The following is a 20142-nucleotide window of genomic DNA, read 5'->3' on the forward strand; positions in this document are numbered from 1 at the left end:
ATTATAACTCTATTAGCTTTGGATAGACTACTACAAAGAGATTCAGCTTTTATATAGATTTTACGGGATTTATTTGCTTAAGCAGGGGAGGCGTTTTTTCAGAGTGAAAATTATTATACTGCTATCTCTAAAGCTATACGGTCATAACTAATAACTGCTGTTGTTTTTTTGTCCGTCTCTTTTTTTTCTATCAGCCCCACTTGTTCTAAATATTTAACATCCTCTGCTACATTTTTTATATCCCTCTTAGCCATCTTCGCAAGCTCATTAATTGAAGATGGTTTGTTTGTCTTGATGATATGCAGTAGTTCGAGCCTTTTAGGTGTTAATGCCTTTCTAAAAGCCTCAAAACTGGTAAAGTAAAGCCCTGTCTCTTTTTTAACCTTTTCCCCTCGTTCAATGGCTTCTCCTGTCTTTACAAAATCATCAAGGACAGTCTTTAAATCCTTAATACCTATTTTAATCCTCTTTACCTTCACACCTCACCTCCTTTATATCTTTCAATATCCCTGTAAAAGTCCTGTGCTAATTTTTTAAGACTAATAAACTTATATGTTTCTATAGTCCCTTTTATATGCCTGTGGTCTCCTTTACTTTTTGCATTGTCATAACCAATTACCCTGATTTCATCAACGATGTAAACCAGTGAATATTTATAACCATGTGGTTTATCCTTTGTCGGTCCTGGTAACCTCCACATCTTAATTTCAATAATGTTGCCGAGCTCGTCTATAACTTTTTCATGCCTGACAAGCTCTGTTTTCACCTTATTGGTAGTTTAAACCAATAGAAAGAGCATGTCAATAAAAGATGGTGCCCTTTCCATGGTCTATATGTCCTGCTGTGCCTAAGATTACATAATGCATATCAGTCCTCCCCCCCATCGCAGGACTTTATTATAATATTCTTTTGGAACAAATACCGACATTTCTAAATTGGCAAGACATAATCCCCCATTTTATTGATTTTTCAAAGGTTTTTCGTTATCATTCAATCTATATGGACACAAAAAGGGCAATAGAGGATGCAAGCACTTATTTAATGAACACCTATAACAGGTACCCTATCCTTCTAAGGAAAGGCAGGGGTATGAAGGTGTGGTCTGCGGATGGAAATGAGTATCTGGATTTTGTAGGAGGAATCGCAGTAAATGTGCTTGGGCACTGTCATCCAAAAGTAGTTGTTGCAATACAGAAGCAGGCTCAGAGGCTTTTACATGTATCGAATTTTTATCACATCGAGCCACAGATTGAGCTTGCAAAGCTCCTTGTCGAGCATTCATTTGCAGACAAGGTGTTTTTTTGTAACTCAGGAGCAGAGGCAAACGAGGCAGGAATAAAGCTTGCCCGAAAGTATGCAAAGGAGGCGCTCGGGCCCGATAAATTCGAGTTCATCTCTGCACAGAATTCCTTTCATGGAAGGACACTGGCAACGCTTTCAGCAGGAGGTCAGGAGAAATTCCAGAAAGGCTTTGAGCCCATGATGCCTGGCTTCAGGCATGTCCCTTTCAATGACATCTCTCAGATTGAGAAAGCCATTACACCAAAGACCTGTGGAGTTTTGCTTGAGCCAATACAGGGCGAAGGAGGGGTAAATGTGCCTCACCCCGAGTATTTGAGTCAGGTGCGACAGCTCTGCAACGAGAGAAAATTACTTTTTATCCTCGATGAAGTCCAGACAGGCATGGGAAGGACAGGTAAACTCTTTGCATACGAGCACTATGGCATAACCCCTGACATCATGACACTTGCAAAGGGTCTTGGAGGTGGGGTTCCTATTGGCGCTATGCTGGCATCCAAAGAGGTCTCAGGTGCATTTAAGCCTGCTCTGCACGGAACAACATTTGGAGGAAACCCCCTTGTATGTGCCGCAGGTATTACAGTATTAAACACAATACTTGAGGATGGCTTTATACTTGAGCAGTGCGTAAGAATGGGCGAGTATCTCATCGAAAAGCTCAATTCGCTCAAAAAGGACTTTCCAAGCATTGTGGTGGATGTCAGGGGTAAGGGGCTTTTGGTAGGAATGGAAATCACAAAGGAGGGAGGTCCCATTGTAAATACATGCATGCAAAGAGGTGTTTTGATTAACTTCACGGCTGGGAATATCCTCAGGTTTATGCCTCCACTTATAGTGCAGAAAAAAGACATCGACCAGTTAGCAAATGTGCTCGAGGAGGTTTTTCATAGCCTTCAGCGCGAATAACAGAGGGGGTTTTTAAAAAAAGATGGCTAAAAGGGATTTTTTAACCATATGGGATTTATCCACTGAAGAGATACAGGCTCTTATAAACCGCGCTATGGAGCTAAAAGCAGGCAGGGACAGAAACAAATGCCCTCTTATTGGAAAAAGTATCGGGCTTATGTTCGAAAAGACCTCCACACGGACGAGGGTCTCCTTTGAGGTCGGTATCTACCAGCTTGGCGGCAATGCCATCTATTTGGATTCAAAAGACATACAGATTGGAAGAGGAGAAACTATAAGGGACACTGCAAAATCCCTTTCGAGATACCTCGATGCCCTCGTCATAAGGACATTCGAGCATCAGAGGCTTGTAGAGTTCAAAGAGCACTCAGATGTGCCAGTTATAAATGCCCTTACGAACCTACATCATCCCTGTCAGGCACTTGCAGACCTTATGACGATATTCGAGAAAAAAGGCAAACTAAGGGGCATTAAGTTAGCTTATGTAGGAGATGGAAACAATGTTTCCAATTCCCTTATAGAGGCATCTTCTAAAACAGGGATTAATCTGGTTATAGCCTGTCCAGAGGGTTACGAGCCTGACCCCGATGTGCTCGAAAGAGGAAGAGAAACTGCAAAAAGCGAGATAATCGTTCTGAGGGACCCTAAAGAGGCAGCAGGCAGGGCAGATGTGCTTTACACAGATGTCTGGGTTAGTATGGGCGAGGAGGCTCATGCTCAGGAGAAAATCAGAAGGCTCAGGGACTACCAGATAAACCCAATGCTTTTGTCCTGCGCCAGAAAAGATGTCATTGTCATGCACTGCCTTCCTGCACATAGGGGTGAGGAGATAACGGATGAGATAATCGATGGCCCTCAAAGCGTTGTCTTTGACCAGGCTGAAAACAGACTGCATACCGAGAAGGCACTGCTTGAAGTCTTGTTGAGGTAATAGGTGATATGCTAAAATTAGCAAAATTTCTCTTAAGGGAGACCCTATGAAAAGGAAATATTTTACGCTGATAGCTTCAGTCGTTGCTATATTAGTTTTTGTGACTTATGGCTTTTCGGAAATCTACAGATGGGTTGACGAAAAAGGGCAGGAGCATATAACAGACTATCCCGCCCCCACACAGAAGAAGGAAAAACTAAAGCCGATTGAGCCGCTCCCTGAGGTCAAAGTCAAAGACGAGCCAGTTGCAATAAAAGAACCAATAAAAGAGCCTGTAAAAGAGGCACTAAAGCCCAAACCTCAACCAAAGGTGGAAATTCAAAACAAGCCTCTACCCTCAAAGCAGTTAGTAATTCCTGTTAAAAATGTGCCTGAGACAAAGCCGGTTGAGCCAAAGGCAATCCAGCCTTCTTTAGTGGAAAAAGGAAAGATTTCCGAGGTTATTAATAAAATCGTTGCCGGTGCAAAAGATATTTTTTCTAAATATGGCTTGATTTTAGCCGTTTCCCTTTCTGTATATATATTGTGCTCTTTAGGTCTTTTCCTTATTGCAAGAAAGCTCGGTGTGGCTCTGGCATGGCTTTCATTGATTCCGATTGCCCAGATATGGATATTGGTAAGCTCGATTAAAGAGGCATTCTCAAGGAGAGGCATCACCAAACAGTCAAAAGAGGAGGAAACACTCGAAGGCAGTCCGTTCGATGAGAAATCAGAAGAGGAAGACCTCTTTGGCGAGAAATCGACCGAAAAAGACCTATTTGGCTCCGAGGATAAGCCTAAAGACAGTCCATTTGATGAGAAGTCTATGGAAGAAGACATCTTTGGTGAGGATAAGCCTGAAGATAAAATCTAACTAATGACCAGCCTGCTTTCTGTTATACCCTTAGGTGGCGTTGAGGAGATAGGGCTCAACATGACAGTCATCGAGTATCTCGATGACATGCTCGTCGTCGATGCCGGGCTTATGTTTCCAGAGGAGGATATGCTTGGAGTCGACTTTGTTATCCCGGACTTCTCCTATATCATAAAAAACAAGGAAAAGGTAAGGGCTATAATACTGACCCATGGACATGAAGACCATACAGGCGCACTTCCATTCCTTTTGAGAGAGATAGATGTGCCTGTCTATGGCACAGCCCTTACATTGGGATTAGTCTATGAAAAATTAAAAGAGCATGGATTGGAAAACAGAAGACTTATTCCCGTAAGACCCAGAGACACTGTAAACCTTGGCGTATTCTCGGTAGAATTCATAAGGGTCACCCATAGCATTGTGGATGGAGTTGCACTGGGGATTCAGACCCCGTTTGGAAGGATTGTTCATACAGGAGACTTCAAGATAGACCCAACACCTGTGGACGGAGAACTTCTTGACTTTCATAAATTTTCAGAATACGGAGAGACAGGAACGCTCCTTATGCTTTCAGACAGCACAAATGCAGAAAAGGGTGGATTCACATTCTCCGAAAAAGAAGTCAGGAGGGCTTTTGAGGATATATTCCAGAGTGCCGAGGGAAGGATAATAATCTCCACATTCGCATCGAACATACACAGAATTCAGCAGGCAATAGATGTTGCCCTGATGTTTTCGAAAAAGGTGATTCTTTGCGGGAAAAGCATTGTCTCTAATGCCCAGATTGCACTGGACTTGGGCTATCTTAAGATGCCTGAGGGCACATGGCTCAGGCTCGAGGACCTTAAAAAGCTCAAGGACAATGAGGTCGTGATAATAACGACAGGCTCACAGGGAGAGCCAATGAGCGTTCTTTCGAGGATTGCAACAGGCGAGCACAAACACATAAAAATAAAAGAAGGAGATACGGTTATTCTTTCGGCAAAGATGATACCCGGCAATGAGCGCTCCATTGGCAGGATTATAAATCATCTTTTCAGAAGAGGCGCAAATGTCATCTATGAGAAGGTCTCTGAAATCCATGTATCGGGCCATGCCTCGAAAGAAGAACTGAAGCTCATGCTTAACCTCGTAAAACCAAGATACTTTATGCCTGTTCATGGCGAATACCGTCATCTTGTTTATCACTGCCATCTTGCCCTTAAACAGGGGATTCCAAAAGAAAATATCTTTGTAGTTGAAAACGGAGATATACTTGAGATATCCAAAGAAGGTGCAGTAAAAAACGGAAAGGTGGACTCAGGCAGGGTCTACATAGATGGAAAAGGCTTAGGCGATGTAAGGGAGATGGTACTAAGGGATAGGCTAAGACTTGCTCATGACGGCATCGTCCTTATACTTATAGCAGTAGAGAAACTCACAGGCAGGATAGTCTCCGGGCCCGACATAATCTCAAGGGGCTTTATATTCGAGGATGTCTCTGAGGAGATAATAAACAATGTGAAAGAGGCAGTCTTAATTACGATTAAAGAGCTCGATAAAGAGGTAATATCGGATTCCACATTGCTAAAGGCAAAACTAAGAAGCATGCTAAAAAAATACATTCGCAACACCATGGAAAGAAGCCCCATGATTCTGCCGATTATATTTGAGGTGTAGTAGAGGAACTGCTTGAATGAAAGAAAAAAATAAAGAGCCTGAAAAACCATTATTTAAACAGCTCCTTAAGGCAAGCACAGTTGGGCTTACCCTTGTCATATCCACATTCGTTGGTCTTGCGATTGGCTGGTTACTGGACTATAAGCTCTTCAAGGGTAAGACAGCACCTTATCTTACGATAATATTTCTTATCTTAGGCATAATCACAGGCTTCAAAGACCTTATAAGAATGGCAAGGGAAGGAAATGGAGATAATAAAAAGAATCCATAAGCAGGTAGTCATTGTGGTTTTTTTCGTTGCAATAGGCTCTTTACTGATAGAGCCAAAGAAACTTCCTTTAAGCATAATCTTAGGAGGGCTTTTAGGGATTTTAAACCTCAAGGTGCTTTCGTGGGGTATAGAAAGCCTTCTACATACTCAAAAGGCAACAACAAAGCTCATATTCCTGACTATCATCAGGCTGAGTATCCTTGCCTCTGTTATCACTTCGCTTGCAATATTAAGGCTCATAAACCTTTTTGGAATACTTATCGGATTTAGCATCGTGTTTGCAATTCTTCTTAAAGAGGGACTTAGAATCTCAAAAGAGCAATAAAGCTTCCTGACCCACAAACCCCAGTTACTTTTCTTCATGCCCATTTCTGCCTCTAAAAGTTAGTGCCCTTAAAAATGTACCTGTCCCTATTGTTCTTTTATTTGTTCTTTCAATCTACAAGCATCTCTCTTATAATGTCTTTAATCTGAAGAATCGCCTTTCCGCTTAAAACTCCAAGTTTCTTAACCAGCCTCTGTTTGTCAACCGTTCTAATCTGGTCAAGCACTACCCAGCTTTCCTTGCCCTGAAATGTAGTTTTCACCCTTGAAGGGTATGTATGGGATTTTGTTGTCATTGGCGCTATGATGACTGTCTGGATATGTTTGTTCATCTCATCAGGAGATATCACAACGCAGGGACGGGTTTTCTTTATTTCATGTCCGATAGTTGGCTCAAGACAGATGAGATAAACCTCATACTGCCTTATTTCCACTCAAGGGCCTCCAGCTCCTCAACCCCTTCATCAAGCAAAAGGGCATCTTCCCTTTTTTTGTGCATCCTACTGAAAGCCTTCTCCCATCCCTGACGCGGATAGGACCTTACAGGCATTATTATAAGCCTTCTCCCCTCTCTTTCCATCTCCACTTTGTCTTCAATATTGCATTCCTTAAGCATTACCTTGGGTATCCTTATGCCCCTTGAATTTCCTACAGGCACGATATTTGTCTTCATGTTTAAACCTCCAAAAAGATATATGTAATTATAATGTAATTACTGAGATGAAAGCAATACAGACATTTCAAGGGGAAATATGGGAAGTAGGGATTACATCACTCCGTTAAAAAAGTTACCTAATTACTGAGCATGTACAACCGTCCCCTTTTTTTCTTTTTCTAAAATAGTATTTGAGATATTTTTCTAAATTGTCCATAGATTTTATTCCAAATTGCTTTTACCGATATTACATCTTGAACAAAGCGTTTCCAAATTTTCAAGTACTGTTTCGCCACCATTTGCCCAAGCTGTTTTATGGTCAACCTGAAGAACTATTTTCGGGTCGGTCGCCGGTGACCCTCCGCATTTCTTACATCTAAAATTATCCCGCCTCATCACAATAAAACGTAGACGCCAATTTATTTTTCGTTTAGTTTTGTGCTTTGTAGATGGTTCTATTTCTAATTTTTGAATTGCTTCTTCAGATGAAATATTTTCTTCGTTATTAATATAAGCGACGAACTTTTCTAATGCTTCTCGCCAGGTACCAAAGCGATATCCGTAAGTTCCGGCACTATATTTTGAGAGTGGTTTGTGAAATTCGTCATATCGTGGTTGTCGTCCCAGCTTTATCCAAACTTCCTCCAAATTTTGAAAAAGTTCTTCTTCGGGAATGTTAAGTTGACTTCTTGTTCTGCTCAAACCTGCATTTTCAAGGGCTTTAAACCAACTACCGCCGAACCGCCGCGATAATGTCGTGCTGTAATAAGTTCCACGCTCATTATATTCGTCAATTGTTGGACTTTTTTCCAAATCATTCGCTACACGTTTTAAATCGGCGATTAGTTCTTCGTCTGAAGTATTGCGATGATATTCTTCTAGTTCAAATTTCATAGTTTATCTTAAGCAGACCCCTTACTGTCTTATTTTATGCAAAGGTTAATCGCCCTTTTGGCTCAGGAACAGGGTCTCCAAACTCTCTGGCTGTATCAAGCCATAATTGAATTGCTTCTTTGGCATTTTTTAATGCATCTTCCGGAGTCTCTCCATGTGCCATACATCCCGGAAGCTCAGGCACCTCTGCTATAAAAGCCTCATCTTCTTTACTCCAATAAATTATAATCTCATACTTATACATTAATATCTCCTCTAACCCGCATTTCAAATCCAAGGTTTTTCAGCAAATCGCAGAGCTCATCAAAATGAATATTTGCATCGGCAGTTCCACGCAGAATTTTAAGCAGAAGCTTTTCATGTTTGCTCATTGCCATTATCTTAAGCAGGCGCAGGCTGAGGTTCAAGGCTGATGCTACGGATGACAAAACAGCTTATTTGAACAAAATGAAGATAATTCAAGCACTTAGGGAATTGAACTTGAACCTATAAAAAAAGGAGATGGCAACGATTTTTGAAAGGGTGGAATCAGAGAGGGTTAAGGCAGGAGATAAAGAGATTGCTACTACCTGTGATATAATCCCTTTATGCTAACACTGTCCGATATTAAATCCGCCAGTCAAGCCATAAAGCCTTATATATATAAGACCCCACTTATATACTCGGATTCCTTAAGCAAAAGGCTTGGCGCAGATGTTTATCTTAAATGTGAAAACCTCCAGAGAACAGGCTCTTTTAAGGTAAGGGGTGCATTCAATAAGATTATAGGAATTGCAAAGGGTGCAAAAAAAACACTGAAGGGTGTTATAACTGCCTCTATGGGAAACCATGCACAGGGTGTTGCTTATGCGGCATCTACAGTCGGAGTCAAAGCAAAGGTAGTTATGCCAAAAGGTGTATCCATCGTAAAGGAAGAGGCTGTAAGGTCATACGGTGCAGAGGTCGTTCTTTATGGAGAAAACCTTAAAGATGCCCTTAGTTATGCAAATGCACAAAAAGACTACACCTTCATTCATCCCTATGATGACGAAGATATAATCTCAGGTCAGGGAAGTATTGGCATAGAGATATCGGATGAGATGGATAACATAGATTTTGCGTTAGTGCCAGTAGGAGGAGGAGGACTCATCTCAGGGGTTGCAGTAGCCCTCAAGTCCATTTTGCCTCACACATTGGTTATAGGCATTCAAACAGAGTCCGCAACATCTGCACTAAGCTCATTCAGGAAAAAGAAACTCATAGAGAGTGTTCCTCTTCCAACATTGGCAGATGGAATAGCAGTAGGAAGGGTAGGAAAACTACCGCTTAAGATTATGCAGAGGTTTGTAGATGACATGGTCTTTGTCCATGAGGGCTCGATAGCAAAGGCAATACTTCTTTTCCTTGAAAGAAAAAAGCTCGTTGTCGAAGGAGCAGGTGCGGTGCCACTTGCCTACTGTCTCGAAGATGGCAACAGGTTTAAGGGGAAACGCATCGTCTTACTTATAAGCGGAGGTAATATAGATTTTACACTTATAGACAGGATAATCCATAGAGGGCTTATCGAAAGCAGAAGAATCGGGATTTTCGAGGTAGTTATCAGCGACACACCCGGCTCTCTTCATGCAGTTACAGGCATTATCTCAGCAGAAAGAGGCAATATCCTGAATGTCATTCATAACAGGCTTTCAGGAGATATCCCTATTGGAAAGACAAAGGTTCAGTTCACAGTAGAGCTTAAAAACAAAGAGCATCTCGATAAGATTATATCTGCCCTTAAATCAAAAGGGATAAGTGCAGTTGAAATTTGAGGCTGTCGAAAAACTCTATCTATGATTCCTCAACAGGCGTTACCACTGCCATGACAACAAGCCTCTCACCCTTGTCTGCCATAAAGCCATGATGCACCATTGGCTCACAGAGTATGCAGGTCTTCTCCTCAGCCTCAATTGTCTCATCTCCTACAATAAATGTCCCTTTTCCGCTAACGCAGTACATAAGCAGCCTTAAAGGTGCTTTATGAGGCTCAAGCCTCTGCCCTTTTTCCAAACACATAAGGGCAATCCGCATCTCAGGCTTATCTGAAAGCATCTCCCGAAAAATCCTGTCAGGATAAAACTTAATCAGTTTTTTGAGGTCAAGGACTTCCATAAAAACCTCCTTTTAAGAAAGGATAACAGAAAACAAGGGGCTTGACACTGTTTTAAATTATATTTTGAGACTGCTGAAAAATACCGCTAACTTCCCTTTTTTTCGTCATTCCTGCGAAACAGGGAACCCAGCGTAAGGCGCATAACACCTTGAAAATAGTTGTGTCATTTTGACACAACTATTGTTGAAATGATTCTAAAATCCGTGTTAGGCTAAAATATGCGTAAATACATACTTACTCGTCGCTTCGAGAAATCACTAACTGACCTGCCTGCTGATATTGCCCGACTCTTTGAAAAGAAATTAGGATTGTTCCTTGAAGACATATTTCATCCATCTTTCAGGGCAAAGAAAATAGCAGGTACCAAAAACCCTGATATATGGGAGGCATCGTTGACAATGGATTATCGTTTTACTTTTCAGATAGATAAGGACGGAGTGCTCATCTTTAGGAACATAGGCAAGCACTCTATTTTAGAGAGAAAGAAGGTTTAACCGCTTTTTCTTTTTGCCTTTTTAAGCTCTTTCCGTCGTTTTCTTAGATAAGCAATTCCTTCCTCTGCGGATGTAAAGACCTTTGAGAGCCTGCCTTTTTTGATGTCTTCTTCTGCTTCCCTTTCAGCCTCCTGCCATTCCTTTTCCCAGAACCATGCTTGGTCAGCATCTATGAGCTTTTTTGCCTTAACAACGACACTGCCTTCCACAAAATCAAAGTCCAGATAATCTCCTGCTGAGATTTTCAGTTTCTCCATGACCTTCTTTGGGACCCTTACCTGACCCCCAGGACTTATCTTTACTACAGTAGCCATATGTTTATATTACACTTTTAAACATATGATGTCAAGAAGATGAAATGCTTCACTTGAACTGTTTCATATAGACAATTTCCGAATACATATGATATAAGGTATAGGCTTGGTCAGAGACCGAGGAATGACAAGGGGAAAGGCAAATATGGGAAATACGAGATTGCTTGTATGATAAAAAGGAGGCATGATGATAACTCTTAATATTGGCAATATGATGTCTGAGATTATGGGTGAAAAAGGATTATCCGAAAGACAAATAGAGGATATAAAAGACAGAGCCCTTTCTGCTCATAAAGAGATAATCTCGAGGGAAAGGGCGGGTCTTGGATTTATCGACCTTATAGATGAGGACACATCTCGAAGTATCGGGATTAAAAAGCTTTCTACTAAGATTACAGAGTCCTCCGATGCCTTCCTCATTTTAGGTATAGGTGGCTCTGCATTAGGTCCAAAATGCATCCTCGAGGCATTAAGTCCAATGCATAACCTCAGGAAAACCCCAAGGGTTTTTATTTACGATAATGTAGACCCAATAACGCTTCATAACATCCTGTCGGTTATAGACCTTAAAAAAACCACAGTGAATGTCATAACCAAGTCTGGCTCGACCTCTGAGACAATGGCATCTTTCATGATTCTTTTTGAAAAACTAAAAGGCTATGAGAAAAACTTTATAGCAACCACAGACCCTGAGAAAGGAAGCCTGAAAAAGATAGCATCTAAGAAGGGGTTCGAGACCCTTCATATCCCTCATCAAGTTGGCGGAAGGTATTCTGTTTTAAGCCCTGTTGGTTTGCTCCTCACAGAGGTCATTTCAGCAGGCTCATCGGATGAGCTTCTAAGAGGTGCAAGGGAGATGAAGGACAGATGCTCCACCCATGAGTTATGGGAAAACCCTGCCTATTTATTTGGTGTTTTGCTTTATCTCATGGACAAGGTTAAAGGCAGAAGGATAAATGTCCTCATGCCTTATTCGGACAGGCTCAAGAATGTTTCCGAATGGTTTTCACAGCTCTGGGCAGAAAGCCTTGGAAAGCAGGGCATCGGACTTACCCCTTATCCATCTTTAGGTGTAACTGACCAGCACTCACAGCTTCAGCTATGGATGCAAGGACCAGAGGACAAGGTCATCATATTCATAAAGGTCTTAGAGCATGGTAAAGACATAAGGATTCCCAATATCTTCAAGGACACTGAAACAGGCTATCTCGGAGGTAAAAGCCTATCTCTGCTTATGAATGCAGAAGAGGAATCCACAGAGCTCTGCCTTCAAAAGGCAGGAAAGCCGAATATGACACTCACACTTCCTGCCATAAATGCCTATTACTTAGGACAGCTTTTTTATTTCTTTGAGATTGCCACTACATTTACAGGTCTCCTTTATGGCATAAACCCCTTTGACCAGCCTGCTGTCGAGGAGGGTAAAAACTTCACTTACGGCATGATGGGAAAAAAGGGGTTTGAAACAAAAAAGAAAGAGGTCGAGGCTCAAAGACAGAGAAAGTCTTGCTGGGAGGTCTAAAGGAGTTTCTTTTCATCTATTCCGCTTATGAGAATCTCTCTTTTTTCCTTTGAAAGAATCTTTATGGATACCTTTATTACATCCTCTACATGGGAGAGTTTCTCTGCCCACTCTATGACAGCTATACCGTTTCCTCCGATGAGTTCATAGATGCCTGTTTCTTCTATGTCTTTTGCGTTTTCAAGTCTGTAGAGGTCAATGTGATAAAAGGGCATATCCTTTGCTTTATGCTCTCCTACTATGATAAAGCTCGAGCTTGAAATCTCTCTTTCAGGTATTCCAATGGCAGTTCCTATGCCTTTTATGAATGTTGTTTTTCCAGAGCCTAACTCTCCGTAAAGGCATACGGTATCTCCTGATTTAAGAAGTTTTCCAAGCCTTCTACCGATGTTTTTCGTATCTCCTTCTTTATTACTTACGACCTTCAACTCCGAATCCCTATAAATCCGCCCTGTCTTCCCGTAGTGCCTTTGGTCTTTCTATAAGAGTAAAACCTTTCGGATGAGCAATATGTGCACTCATCGGACATCCAGATGTTTTCCTTAGAGATTCCCATAGACATTGCCTGATACATATTAGCATATGATAAATCAAGACGATTCGCACCATTTCTCTGAGTATAATAGTCTCCCTTACCTGTTTCCTTTATGACGGCTTGAAGGACATCCAATCCAACCTTATAACAGCACCCTCTTATGGCAGGGCCAATTGCCATGAGGATATTGTCGGATTTAGAGGAATTAAGCATCTTCCTCAGGGTTTTCTTTAGTATGCCCTTTACAGTTCCTCTCCAGCCTGCATGAACAGCTGCAATTAGATTACTGTCTCTACTATAGATGAGTATTGGCACACAGTCTGCGGTCTGAATGCCAATAAGCACATCTTTTCTTCCTGTTATTACTGCATCGGCTACCTGTGGTGTCATATCCATCTTTAGCTCAATTACTTTGCCTGTGTGGAGTTGTTTTGGAAAATAAATATTATCTTTGCTGACAGAGGCAATCTCGGCAATCCTTCCTATATGGGCACCCGGGGATTTGCCTGTAAAGAATGCCTTAACACCTTTACCAAATATCTCAGGATATATGATATAGTCAATCGGCATAAACTATTTTACCTTAAGAGTGTGTTTTCTGATGCACTTTTATATCATCAAAAAAATCGTTGCCATCTCCCTTTTTTATAGGTTCAAGTTCAATTCCCTAAGTGCTTGAATTATCTTCATTTTTATCGTTAGAGCGTTCAATCTTTTTCATTTTGTTCAAATTGCCGCCTTTTTCATCAGCCTCGATAAGCCTTGCCTTATCCATGAGTATTGCAGAGGCAATAGCCTTGCACTCAGCCTTTTTCATCAGAAATCTTTTTGCTCATATGTCGCCTGTCATAGCTTAAATCAAAAGGGGATGAAGCAGTCAAGATGAAGTATTTCACCTGAAATGTTTCACCTGAAATGTTTCACTATGTCCATTTCCACATCCCGTCATTCCTGCTTGTCAGGAATCCATCCGTTTTAAACTGTCATTCTGAACTCGTTTCAGAATCTCATTCTGTCTTTGCCTCTGAATTTATTTCAGGGTCTCAAAGGATTTCTGTTATAATCCTTTACTATGTCTAATCTCATAGAATCTCTGCCTGAGAAATTAAAATCAGGGCTGAGCTTCTACACTGGTTATGCACCAATCAAAATGCCAAAGCCTCTATCTCAAATAAAGGCATTCAAATCACAGGTGCAAAGATTGAAGGAATACTTGATTTTCAGTCACTCAACCTGCCTTTTATCTTTGGATTGTTTAGATGCTCTATGGAAGATGTCATATTGCGGTATGCAGAAACAAAGAGTCTGAATTTTAATGAAAGCCATATTGCCTCTTTCATTGCAGATGGGCTTACTGTTAAAGGAGGTATGTTTTTAAGAAAAGTAAAAGCAAAAGGAGAGGTTCGTCTTCTGGGTGCTAATATAGGTGGTAATCTTGAATGCATAGGAGCAGTCTTTGAAAACCCTAAAGGCACTGCTTTCACCGCAGAGAATCTAATAGTAAAAGGTGCGCTGTTTTTAAACTATAAAAGGCTTGATGGTGCAGGCTTAATCCGCAAGGACTGATCTAAATCTCACTCTCCTTAACCTTACAAAACGCACTCTGGTATAGCCTCTATAATATCACCTGCTAAAAGTGAGTGATAGCCTTTCTCTTTTGCAGATATATCACCTGCCAATCCATGTAAATAACCCCCCGGGTTTCCAGTTGTATTTATAAATGCGCCTTTTTGCTGTCAAGGGAATTTCTGCTACATAGAAATGCCGATAGAGGTTTTTTATTCGGTAGATGTGTTATTTTATATAGATATTGGGGCTGTAGCTCAGTTGGGAGAGCGCTTGAATGGCATTCAAGAGGTCGAGGGTTCGAAACCCTTCAGCTCCACTTTATGCCCTAACAATCATGTTATATTAGATCATGCCTGCTAATCTTCCGCCTGAGTATTTTGAGGCAGAAAAAGCCTTTAAAGAGGCTCAAAGCCCTTCTGAGAAGATTTCTGCTTTAGAGGCACTTATTGCCACGGTTCCAAAGCATAAGGGCACTGACAAGCTAAGAGCTGACTTGAGAAGAAGGCTTTCAAAGCTTAAAGATGAAGCAATCAAAAGAAAAAAAGGCGGAAAGGGCGACCTATACTCAGTTGAAAAAGAAGGTGCAGGACAGGCAGTGCTTGTAGGTTTCGCTAATTCAGGGAAATCATCTCTTCTACAGGCACTAACGAATGCAAGGCCTCAAATCGCAGATTATCCCATGACTACAGTCATGCCTCTTTCGGGAATGATGCCTTTTGAGGACATACAGTTTCAGGTTGTTGACCTTCCGCCAATAGGCAATCCTGCAACTGACGGCTGGGTATCAGCCATAATGAGAAATGCAGACATACTGCTCCTTGTAGTTGACCTTACCCATGATGACAAGGCAGAAGAGCTCATAGAGGAGCTTTTGAGGTGGAAGGTCATAAAGGGCCCTGAAAAGACCATACTTATTGGGAATAAAAAAGACATTGCAGAAAAACACTCGGAAGACTTACTCAGGAGTAAATACAATGGCATCTTTCCCCTTGCCTTTGTGTCAACAAAGACAAAGGAAGGGCTTGAGAAGCTAAAAGGCATGATATTTAAGGCATCTGGCATTATAAGGGTATATTCAAAAGAGCCGGGCAAGCCACCTGACCTTAATGTGCCCTTTACAGTGCCAGAGGGCACTACTGTCCTTGAGCTTGCAGAGGCAATACATAAGGACTTTGTGAATCTGAGGTATGCCTGTGTATGGGGCTCATCGAGGTTTCAGGGTCAGAGGGTCCTTAAGACATTCGTTCTTAAGGACAAGGATGTTGTGGAGTTTCATGTTTAGGATAAATATTTTATTAGGCACATTTCTTAGGGGGAGTCCTTGACATTAAGTCGGACTGCGGCAATTAGAACTAAATGGATAACTTTTGTGTTATTTGCTCTCGGTGCATTGGCAATATGGTCAGGCAGTGAGGCAGTGCTTCCAGCTAATATCGCAGGAATGATACTGGCAGGCTCTACTGCGAAGGATACATTCTTTATACACCGCTGCCCCGTGTGCCTAAAGCTGAAGAGGATATGAGCGAGGAATAAGGCAGTGTAAATACAAAATTGCTATGTTATAATTGACAAGGTATATGAAGGGGAAGAGACTGCGGAGGAAGATAGAAAGCCTGAAAAGACAAATTGAAGAGCATAAGGTGAAAATAAAAGAAGAAAGGCAAATATCCTTTCCCGATGAAGGCTGCATAGCCCACTGGGGAAAAGAAATTGCGGCTTTTGAAAACCAAATTAAAAAAGCCATGCAGAAGTTGGAGGGGTGAGATGTTAACGAAAAACAAGCTTTCGGAGACCTTACTGAAAGAACTCAAAGATGAGTGTCTTATCATATTAAGTCTTCTTAACCAGTTGGAAACTCCTGGAATCTCTGAGACACAGGAGGATGAAATCCTTGGTGAGCTTTCAGCACGGCTTAGTCATCTTGAGGTTCATGCAAGGGAAACACAAGAGCATATTGATTCGTAAAAACTGCGATTTCAACTTGTATTCTAAACTTGTTTTCCCCTATTCTTCTCAATTGCCTTTTTAATAATAAAATAGCTCAACACCGATGAGACAACTCCAACCACTATTGTGCCTATGACAAATGGCAAAAGAAGGAACTTAAGCTCACTGACAAGACTGCTTAGTGTTATGTGGCTCCAGTCTATGTTTGGAATTACCCTATCCGTTCCAATGAGCAATGCTCCGACCCATGTGCAGAATGTATATATGGGGATGATGCTCCATGGGTTTGTGATATAGACGCCTACGATTGTGGCAAGCCTGTTGAGCCTGAAAAGCCATGCTGAAATCAAGGCAAGTATCGTATGTAAGCCAATCAGGGGCGATATGCCAAAGAAAACACCAACTGCAAACGACATGGCAACCTTGTGAGGGCTGTCTTTAATGCTTAATAAGCCTCTTAGTTTATCCCTTAGTTTCATTAAAGTGCTTATAGCCCTCTGGTTTAATCGGCAATTCCTTACCTTTACTGTCTATGATTATGCGCTCCTTTCTTGTTATCTCTCCTATACACACTGCATTTATCTTTCTGCTAAAGGGTGCAGAAAAAAGAAGCTCGTAGTCCTCTCCTCCTTTAAGGGCAAGCTGAAGGGGATTAAGTCCGAGGTAGATGCAGGCTGATTTTAGCTCATTTGAAATAGGGATTTTATCTTCATATATCCTTGCACCTACCTTGCTTTCATCGCAAAGCCTTATAAGGTCTATAAGAAGGCCATCGCTGATGTCTATCATGGAAGTCGCATGGCTTTTAAGGAAACTCTTTGGGTCTCTAACAAAAGGCATGAGATGTCTTTCAAGAAGGGGTCTCATTATATCCCATCTAAGTGGTGTATTAAGTGGTCTATGAAGAACAATGGGTCTTTTAATCTTTTTAAGAAGATAAAGACCTCCTGCCGAATCCCCGAGCGTGCCTGTAACATAAATCTTGTTGCCCACCCTTGCGCCCTTTCTCATAAGGGGTTTTCTGACAGAGCCAATGAGGGTGGCTGAAACCGTCATGCCATTTGGAGACGATGATAAATCTCCTCCTACGAGGGAGACCTTGTAAAGTTTAAGGGCATTGTCTATGCCATCGAGAAAACTGTAAAGATTAGAGATGTCTGTGTCGGATTTTAGGCTTACATTAAGAAGGGCATAATGTGGTGTGGCTCCCATGGCATATATATCGCTTACATTGACTGAGATAAGCTTAAAGCCTATCTGAAACGGTGTGGCAAAGGAAAGGCTAAAATGCACACCCTCTACCATCATATCGGTTGTAGCAACGAGGGGGCACTGCCCCCTCAGAAATCTGCTCGGCTCAATGACTGCTCCGTCATCTCCAATGCCAACTATTATTGACTTTTCCCTTTTTGAAAACCTTTTTCTTATCTCGGCAAGAAGGGTGAGCTCTCCTATCTGAGAAAGCCTCATGAGGGGGTCACAGACCCTTTTTGGCTTTCAAGGCATGCTTAAGGACATCGTCCATTGTCTCGACTAACAGGAACTTCATATCCTTCTTCACATATTTTGGAAGGTCCTCGAGGTCTTTTTTGTTTTTGGCAGGTATGATTACTTTCTTGATACCCATCCTTTTTGCGGCAAGTGCCTTTTCCTTAAGACCTCCGATTGGAAGTATCCTTCCTCTTAATGTCACCTCTCCTGTCATGGCAATGCTTCTTTTGACTGCTTTACCAGTAAGGGCAGAGGCAATGGAGACTGCCATTGTAATGCCTGCTGATGGGCCATCCTTTGGAGTAGCACCTGCTGGCACATGTATATGTATGTCTGTCTTTGAGAATACCTCGTCTTTTATGCCGAGGCTTTTTGAACGCGACCTCACATAGCTTAATGCGGCATGTGCCGATTCCTTCATTATATCGCCAAGCTGTCCTGTAAGGGTGAGACTGCCTTTGCCTTTCATAGTCGTGGCTTCTACATAGATTATATCTCCGCCTGCTTCGGTCCATGCAAGGCCAGTTGAAACACCAACCTCGTCTTTAACCATCTCTTCTTCAGGCAGGTATTTTGGAACACCTAAGAATCTGCTCAGGTTTTTCTGGGTTATGACAAACTTTTTCTTTTTGCCCTCTGCAATCATCCTTGCTACTTTTCTACAGAGATTGGCTATTTCCCTTTCGAGGTTTCTCACGCCTGCCTCCCTTGTGTACTGTGAGATTATCAGTGAAAGGGCAGGGGCAGAGATAGTCAATATCTTTTTTGAGATTCCATGCTCTTCAAGCTGTTTTGGAATCAGGAAGTTCTTTGCAATACCTGTTTTCTCCTCTGCTGTATAGCCTGAAAGGTATATTATCTCCATCCTGTCCCTAAGGGGGCTGGGTATAGTGTCAATTAAATTTCCCGTTGTAATGAACATGACATTTGACAGGTCAAATGGCACTGTGAGGTAATGGTCTGCGAATGTGTTATTCTGCTCCGGGTCAAGTACCTCAAGGAGTGCCGATGATGGGTCTCCCCTGAAGTCCGTTCCAATCTTGTCTATCTCATCGAGCATAAAGATAGGGTTGTTTGTGCCTGCCTGCTTTATGCCCTGTATGATTCTTCCGGGAAGGGCTCCGACATAGGTTCTCCTATGGCCTCTGATTTCAGCCTCGTCCCTTACGCCTCCTAAGGACATCCTTACGAATTCCCTTCCCAATGCCCTCGCAATGGATTTCCCTAAGGATGTCTTTCCAACACCAGGTGGACCTATAAAACACAGGATTGGGCCTTTCATCTTCTCCTTAAGCTTCCTCACGCTTAAGTATTCAAGTATTCGCTCCTTTACCTTTTCGAGGTTATAGTGGTCTTTGTTGAGAACCTTTTCAGCGGACTTTATGTCAAGTATATCCTTTGTGAATTTAGACCACGGAAGCTCGACCATCCAGTCAAGGTATGTCCGAACGGTTGCGGCCTCTGCGCTGTCAGGGTGCATCTTCTGAAGCCTTTTTAGCTGTTTTTCGGCCTCCTTCATAACCTTCTCAGGCATTTTTGCATCGTCTATTTTTTTCTTAAGCTCCCTGATTTCCTCTGCCCTGTCGTCTATTTCGCCAAGCTCTTTCTGTATTGCCTTAAGCTGTTCCCGCAGGAAATACTCCCTTTGAGTTTTATCTATCTCTCCTCTTGCCTCGGACTGGATTTTCTGTTGTACTGTAAGAAGCTCTACCTCTCTTCCTAAGACATCGCTAATCTTTTTGAGCCTTTTGACCGGGTCTGTTATCTCTAAGACCTCCTGTGCAAGCTCTGTCTTAAGGCCTATGTTGGATGCCACGAGGTCTGCTAACTTGCCCGGCTCATCGAGGTTCTCTATGACTACCATTATGTCAGGCAGGATTTGTTTTCCTAAGGACACTGCCTTGTCAAGCAGTTCCTTTACATTCCTTATGAGTGCTTCAAGCTCTATAGTTACTGTAGGAGAGGGCTCTTCTGTTACTTTTTCTATAGAGGCGACATAGAACGGTTCTCTCTGGGAATAGTCAATGACCTTTGCCTTGGAAATGCCCTGAACAAGGATTTTTACCCTTCCATCGGGAAGCTTAAGCATCCTCATTACAAGACCAACCACGCCTGTGCCATAAAGGTCCTCAGGAGTTGGGGATTCCACTGTCATATCCCTCTGTGTAAGGAGCATCATCATTCTGTTGGTGCTCAGGGCACTGTCAATTGCCTTTATGGAGCCTTCTCTGCCTACAAAAAGAGGTAATATCATGTAGGGGAATACGACTATGTCCCTTATAGGAAGCACAGGCATAGTATCTGGTATCTCAGGCTCTTTTTCTTCCTTTTCTATCTCAGGCATATA

General features: G+C 42.0%; 29 protein-coding genes and 1 tRNA gene. 15 read left to right on the forward strand and 15 right to left on the reverse strand.

Going from position 1 to position 20142, the window contains the following annotated elements; genetic code table 11:
- Positions 1-113: 113 nt before the first annotated feature.
- Positions 114-479, reverse strand: coding sequence for a MarR family transcriptional regulator (locus tag HY805_02555; protein MBI4823097.1), 366 nt, complete (start codon positions 477-479; stop codon positions 114-116).
- A complete protein-coding gene (locus HY805_02560) occupies positions 476-766 on the reverse strand; it encodes a hypothetical protein (GenBank protein ID MBI4823098.1) in 291 nt (96 codons plus the stop codon). The genes HY805_02555 and HY805_02560 overlap by 4 nt, the downstream gene beginning before the upstream one ends.
- Positions 767-999: 233 nt before the next feature.
- Here HY805_02560 and HY805_02565 point away from each other — a divergent pair, with 233 nt between their 5' ends.
- Genes HY805_02565 through HY805_02590 form a run of 6 tightly spaced genes read left to right on the forward strand, consistent with a single transcriptional unit; the run spans position 1000 to position 6244 of the window.
- Complete coding sequence (locus HY805_02565; protein ID MBI4823099.1) at positions 1000-2205, forward strand: acetylornithine transaminase; 1206 nt, start codon at positions 1000-1002, stop codon at positions 2203-2205.
- A gap of 22 nt (positions 2206-2227) precedes the next feature.
- Positions 2228-3136: an ornithine carbamoyltransferase gene (gene argF / locus HY805_02570; GenBank protein ID MBI4823100.1), complete on the forward strand. Its 909-nt coding sequence runs from the start codon at positions 2228-2230 to the stop codon at positions 3134-3136.
- A gap of 46 nt (positions 3137-3182) precedes the next feature.
- Positions 3183-3989: a DUF4124 domain-containing protein gene (locus tag HY805_02575; GenBank protein ID MBI4823101.1), complete on the forward strand. Its 807-nt coding sequence runs from the start codon at positions 3183-3185 to the stop codon at positions 3987-3989.
- A 3-nt stretch (positions 3990-3992) separates the two neighbouring features.
- Positions 3993-5648: a ribonuclease J gene (locus HY805_02580; GenBank protein ID MBI4823102.1), complete on the forward strand. Its 1656-nt coding sequence runs from the start codon at positions 3993-3995 to the stop codon at positions 5646-5648.
- A 16-nt stretch (positions 5649-5664) separates the two neighbouring features.
- Complete coding sequence (locus HY805_02585; protein ID MBI4823103.1) at positions 5665-5919, forward strand: AtpZ/AtpI family protein; 255 nt, start codon at positions 5665-5667, stop codon at positions 5917-5919.
- Positions 5894-6244 carry an ATP synthase subunit I gene (locus HY805_02590; GenBank protein ID MBI4823104.1) on the forward strand — a complete coding sequence of 117 codons (351 nt, stop codon included), beginning with the start codon at positions 5894-5896 and terminating at the stop codon, positions 6242-6244. Before HY805_02585 ends, HY805_02590 begins: the two co-directional genes overlap by 26 nt.
- A 109-nt stretch (positions 6245-6353) precedes the next feature.
- Here HY805_02590 and HY805_02595 read toward each other — a convergent pair whose 3' ends face one another.
- The 5 genes from HY805_02595 to HY805_02615 form a co-directional block, all read right to left on the reverse strand.
- Positions 6354-6677, reverse strand: coding sequence for a type II toxin-antitoxin system PemK/MazF family toxin (locus HY805_02595; protein MBI4823105.1), 324 nt, complete (start codon positions 6675-6677; stop codon positions 6354-6356).
- Positions 6668-6916 carry an AbrB/MazE/SpoVT family DNA-binding domain-containing protein gene (locus HY805_02600; GenBank protein MBI4823106.1) on the reverse strand — a complete coding sequence of 83 codons (249 nt, stop codon included), beginning with the start codon at positions 6914-6916 and terminating at the stop codon, positions 6668-6670. Before HY805_02600 ends, HY805_02595 begins: the two co-directional genes overlap by 10 nt.
- A gap of 204 nt (positions 6917-7120) precedes the next feature.
- On the reverse strand, positions 7121-7792 hold the full coding sequence (locus tag HY805_02605) for an HNH endonuclease (GenBank protein MBI4823107.1): 672 nt from the start codon (positions 7790-7792) through the stop codon (positions 7121-7123).
- Between the two features lie 34 nt (positions 7793-7826).
- Positions 7827-8036, reverse strand: a complete 210-nt coding sequence (locus HY805_02610; GenBank protein ID MBI4823108.1) for a type II toxin-antitoxin system HicB family antitoxin — start codon at positions 8034-8036, stop codon at positions 7827-7829.
- A complete protein-coding gene (locus HY805_02615) occupies positions 8029-8163 on the reverse strand; it encodes a type II toxin-antitoxin system HicA family toxin (protein ID MBI4823109.1) in 135 nt (44 codons plus the stop codon). Before HY805_02615 ends, HY805_02610 begins: the two co-directional genes overlap by 8 nt.
- A gap of 216 nt (positions 8164-8379) precedes the next feature.
- Here HY805_02615 and HY805_02620 point away from each other — a divergent pair, with 216 nt between their 5' ends.
- The gene (locus HY805_02620; GenBank protein ID MBI4823110.1) at positions 8380-9582 is read left to right on the forward strand and encodes a threonine ammonia-lyase; all 1203 of its coding nucleotides are present in this window, start codon (positions 8380-8382) and stop codon (positions 9580-9582) included.
- 19 nt (positions 9583-9601) lie between these two features.
- On the opposite strand, the gene HY805_02625 is transcribed toward HY805_02620, so the two are convergent.
- Positions 9602-9922, reverse strand: coding sequence for a cupin domain-containing protein (locus HY805_02625; GenBank protein MBI4823111.1), 321 nt, complete (start codon positions 9920-9922; stop codon positions 9602-9604).
- A gap of 219 nt (positions 9923-10141) precedes the next feature.
- Here HY805_02625 and HY805_02630 point away from each other — a divergent pair, with 219 nt between their 5' ends.
- Positions 10142-10417: a cytotoxin gene (locus HY805_02630; protein ID MBI4823112.1), complete on the forward strand. Its 276-nt coding sequence runs from the start codon at positions 10142-10144 to the stop codon at positions 10415-10417.
- On the opposite strand, the gene HY805_02635 is transcribed toward HY805_02630, so the two are convergent.
- Positions 10414-10731, reverse strand: a complete 318-nt coding sequence (locus HY805_02635) for an AbrB/MazE/SpoVT family DNA-binding domain-containing protein (GenBank protein ID MBI4823113.1) — start codon at positions 10729-10731, stop codon at positions 10414-10416. The two genes, HY805_02630 and HY805_02635, sit on opposite strands and share 4 nt — an antisense overlap.
- A gap of 184 nt (positions 10732-10915) precedes the next feature.
- Here HY805_02635 and HY805_02640 point away from each other — a divergent pair, with 184 nt between their 5' ends.
- Positions 10916-12253 carry a glucose-6-phosphate isomerase gene (locus tag HY805_02640; GenBank protein MBI4823114.1) on the forward strand — a complete coding sequence of 446 codons (1338 nt, stop codon included), beginning with the start codon at positions 10916-10918 and terminating at the stop codon, positions 12251-12253.
- On the opposite strand, the gene tsaE is transcribed toward HY805_02640, so the two are convergent.
- From tsaE to HY805_02655, 3 genes are all read right to left on the reverse strand, one after another.
- Entirely contained in the window at positions 12250-12681 is a 432-nt protein-coding gene (gene tsaE / locus HY805_02645; GenBank protein MBI4823115.1) for a tRNA (adenosine(37)-N6)-threonylcarbamoyltransferase complex ATPase subunit type 1 TsaE, read from the reverse strand. The two genes, HY805_02640 and tsaE, sit on opposite strands and share 4 nt — an antisense overlap.
- Positions 12678-13358 carry a peptidoglycan editing factor PgeF gene (gene pgeF, locus HY805_02650; protein ID MBI4823116.1) on the reverse strand — a complete coding sequence of 227 codons (681 nt, stop codon included), beginning with the start codon at positions 13356-13358 and terminating at the stop codon, positions 12678-12680. Before pgeF ends, tsaE begins: the two co-directional genes overlap by 4 nt.
- 97 nt (positions 13359-13455) lie before the next feature.
- The gene (locus HY805_02655) at positions 13456-13605 is read right to left on the reverse strand and encodes a hypothetical protein (GenBank protein MBI4823117.1); all 150 of its coding nucleotides are present in this window, start codon (positions 13603-13605) and stop codon (positions 13456-13458) included.
- Positions 13606-14054: 449 nt separating this feature from the next.
- Between HY805_02655 and HY805_02660 the strand changes: the two genes are divergently transcribed.
- The 6 genes from HY805_02660 (at position 14055) to HY805_02685 (ending at position 16322) form a co-directional block, all read left to right on the forward strand.
- Positions 14055-14354, forward strand: coding sequence for a hypothetical protein (locus HY805_02660; protein ID MBI4823118.1), 300 nt, complete (start codon positions 14055-14057; stop codon positions 14352-14354).
- 246 nt (positions 14355-14600) lie between these two features.
- Positions 14601-14673: transfer RNA gene (locus HY805_02665), tRNA-Ala, on the forward strand.
- A gap of 33 nt (positions 14674-14706) precedes the next feature.
- Positions 14707-15639 (forward strand): 50S ribosome-binding GTPase, encoded by a 933-nt coding sequence (locus tag HY805_02670; GenBank protein ID MBI4823119.1) that lies wholly within the window; start codon positions 14707-14709, stop codon positions 15637-15639.
- Positions 15640-15678: 39 nt separating this feature from the next.
- A complete protein-coding gene (locus tag HY805_02675) occupies positions 15679-15879 on the forward strand; it encodes a hypothetical protein (GenBank protein ID MBI4823120.1) in 201 nt (66 codons plus the stop codon).
- Positions 15880-15934: 55 nt separating this feature from the next.
- Positions 15935-16120 carry a hypothetical protein gene (locus tag HY805_02680; protein ID MBI4823121.1) on the forward strand — a complete coding sequence of 62 codons (186 nt, stop codon included), beginning with the start codon at positions 15935-15937 and terminating at the stop codon, positions 16118-16120.
- A gap of 1 nt (position 16121) precedes the next feature.
- Complete coding sequence (locus tag HY805_02685; protein MBI4823122.1) at positions 16122-16322, forward strand: hypothetical protein; 201 nt, start codon at positions 16122-16124, stop codon at positions 16320-16322.
- A gap of 23 nt (positions 16323-16345) precedes the next feature.
- On the opposite strand, the gene HY805_02690 is transcribed toward HY805_02685, so the two are convergent.
- The 3 genes from HY805_02690 to lon are packed head-to-tail and all read right to left on the reverse strand — an operon-like array spanning position 16346 to position 20139.
- A complete protein-coding gene (locus HY805_02690) occupies positions 16346-16783 on the reverse strand; it encodes a DUF2062 domain-containing protein (protein ID MBI4823123.1) in 438 nt (145 codons plus the stop codon).
- Entirely contained in the window at positions 16767-17774 is a 1008-nt protein-coding gene (gene thiL, locus HY805_02695) for a thiamine-phosphate kinase (protein MBI4823124.1), read from the reverse strand. Before thiL ends, HY805_02690 begins: the two co-directional genes overlap by 17 nt.
- 7 nt (positions 17775-17781) lie before the next feature.
- On the reverse strand, positions 17782-20139 hold the full coding sequence (lon, locus tag HY805_02700; GenBank protein MBI4823125.1) for an endopeptidase La: 2358 nt from the start codon (positions 20137-20139) through the stop codon (positions 17782-17784).
- Between the last annotated feature and the right edge of the window lie 3 nt (positions 20140-20142).

The sequence above is a fragment of the Nitrospirota bacterium genome, assembly GCA_016207905.1.
GTDB lineage: Bacteria > Nitrospirota > Thermodesulfovibrionia > Thermodesulfovibrionales > JdFR-86 > JACQZC01.

Bases quoted from the DNA above. Each gene is read 5' to 3' on its own strand.
- HY805_02565 (MBI4823099.1), top strand. From the start codon at position 1,000: ATGGACACAAAAAGGGCAATAGAGGATGCAAGCACTTATTTAATGAAC.
- argF (MBI4823100.1), top strand. From the start codon at position 2,228: ATGGCTAAAAGGGATTTTTTAACCATATGGGATTTATCCACTGAAGAG.
- HY805_02575 (MBI4823101.1), top strand. From the start codon at position 3,183: ATGAAAAGGAAATATTTTACGCTGATAGCTTCAGTCGTTGCTATATTA.
- HY805_02580 (MBI4823102.1), top strand. From the start codon at position 3,993: ATGACCAGCCTGCTTTCTGTTATACCCTTAGGTGGCGTTGAGGAGATA.
- HY805_02585 (MBI4823103.1), top strand. From the start codon at position 5,665: ATGAAAGAAAAAAATAAAGAGCCTGAAAAACCATTATTTAAACAGCTC.
- HY805_02590 (MBI4823104.1), top strand. From the start codon at position 5,894: ATGGAGATAATAAAAAGAATCCATAAGCAGGTAGTCATTGTGGTTTTT.
- HY805_02600 (MBI4823106.1), bottom strand. From the start codon at position 6,916: ATGAAGACAAATATCGTGCCTGTAGGAAATTCAAGGGGCATAAGGATA.
- HY805_02605 (MBI4823107.1), bottom strand. From the start codon at position 7,792: ATGAAATTTGAACTAGAAGAATATCATCGCAATACTTCAGACGAAGAA.
- HY805_02610 (MBI4823108.1), bottom strand. From the start codon at position 8,036: ATGTATAAGTATGAGATTATAATTTATTGGAGTAAAGAAGATGAGGCT.
- HY805_02615 (MBI4823109.1), bottom strand. From the start codon at position 8,163: ATGAGCAAACATGAAAAGCTTCTGCTTAAAATTCTGCGTGGAACTGCC.
- HY805_02620 (MBI4823110.1), top strand. From the start codon at position 8,380: ATGCTAACACTGTCCGATATTAAATCCGCCAGTCAAGCCATAAAGCCT.
- HY805_02625 (MBI4823111.1), bottom strand. From the start codon at position 9,922: ATGGAAGTCCTTGACCTCAAAAAACTGATTAAGTTTTATCCTGACAGG.
- HY805_02630 (MBI4823112.1), top strand. From the start codon at position 10,142: ATGCGTAAATACATACTTACTCGTCGCTTCGAGAAATCACTAACTGAC.
- HY805_02635 (MBI4823113.1), bottom strand. From the start codon at position 10,731: ATGGCTACTGTAGTAAAGATAAGTCCTGGGGGTCAGGTAAGGGTCCCA.
- HY805_02640 (MBI4823114.1), top strand. From the start codon at position 10,916: ATGATGATAACTCTTAATATTGGCAATATGATGTCTGAGATTATGGGT.
- pgeF (MBI4823116.1), bottom strand. From the start codon at position 13,358: ATGCCGATTGACTATATCATATATCCTGAGATATTTGGTAAAGGTGTT.
- HY805_02655 (MBI4823117.1), bottom strand. From the start codon at position 13,605: ATGAAAAAGGCTGAGTGCAAGGCTATTGCCTCTGCAATACTCATGGAT.
- HY805_02660 (MBI4823118.1), top strand. From the start codon at position 14,055: ATGGAAGATGTCATATTGCGGTATGCAGAAACAAAGAGTCTGAATTTT.
- HY805_02670 (MBI4823119.1), top strand. From the start codon at position 14,707: ATGCCTGCTAATCTTCCGCCTGAGTATTTTGAGGCAGAAAAAGCCTTT.
- HY805_02680 (MBI4823121.1), top strand. From the start codon at position 15,935: ATGAAGGGGAAGAGACTGCGGAGGAAGATAGAAAGCCTGAAAAGACAA.
- HY805_02685 (MBI4823122.1), top strand. From the start codon at position 16,122: ATGTTAACGAAAAACAAGCTTTCGGAGACCTTACTGAAAGAACTCAAA.
- HY805_02690 (MBI4823123.1), bottom strand. From the start codon at position 16,783: ATGAAACTAAGGGATAAACTAAGAGGCTTATTAAGCATTAAAGACAGC.
- thiL (MBI4823124.1), bottom strand. From the start codon at position 17,774: ATGAGGCTTTCTCAGATAGGAGAGCTCACCCTTCTTGCCGAGATAAGA.
- lon (MBI4823125.1), bottom strand. From the start codon at position 20,139: ATGCCTGAGATAGAAAAGGAAGAAAAAGAGCCTGAGATACCAGATACT.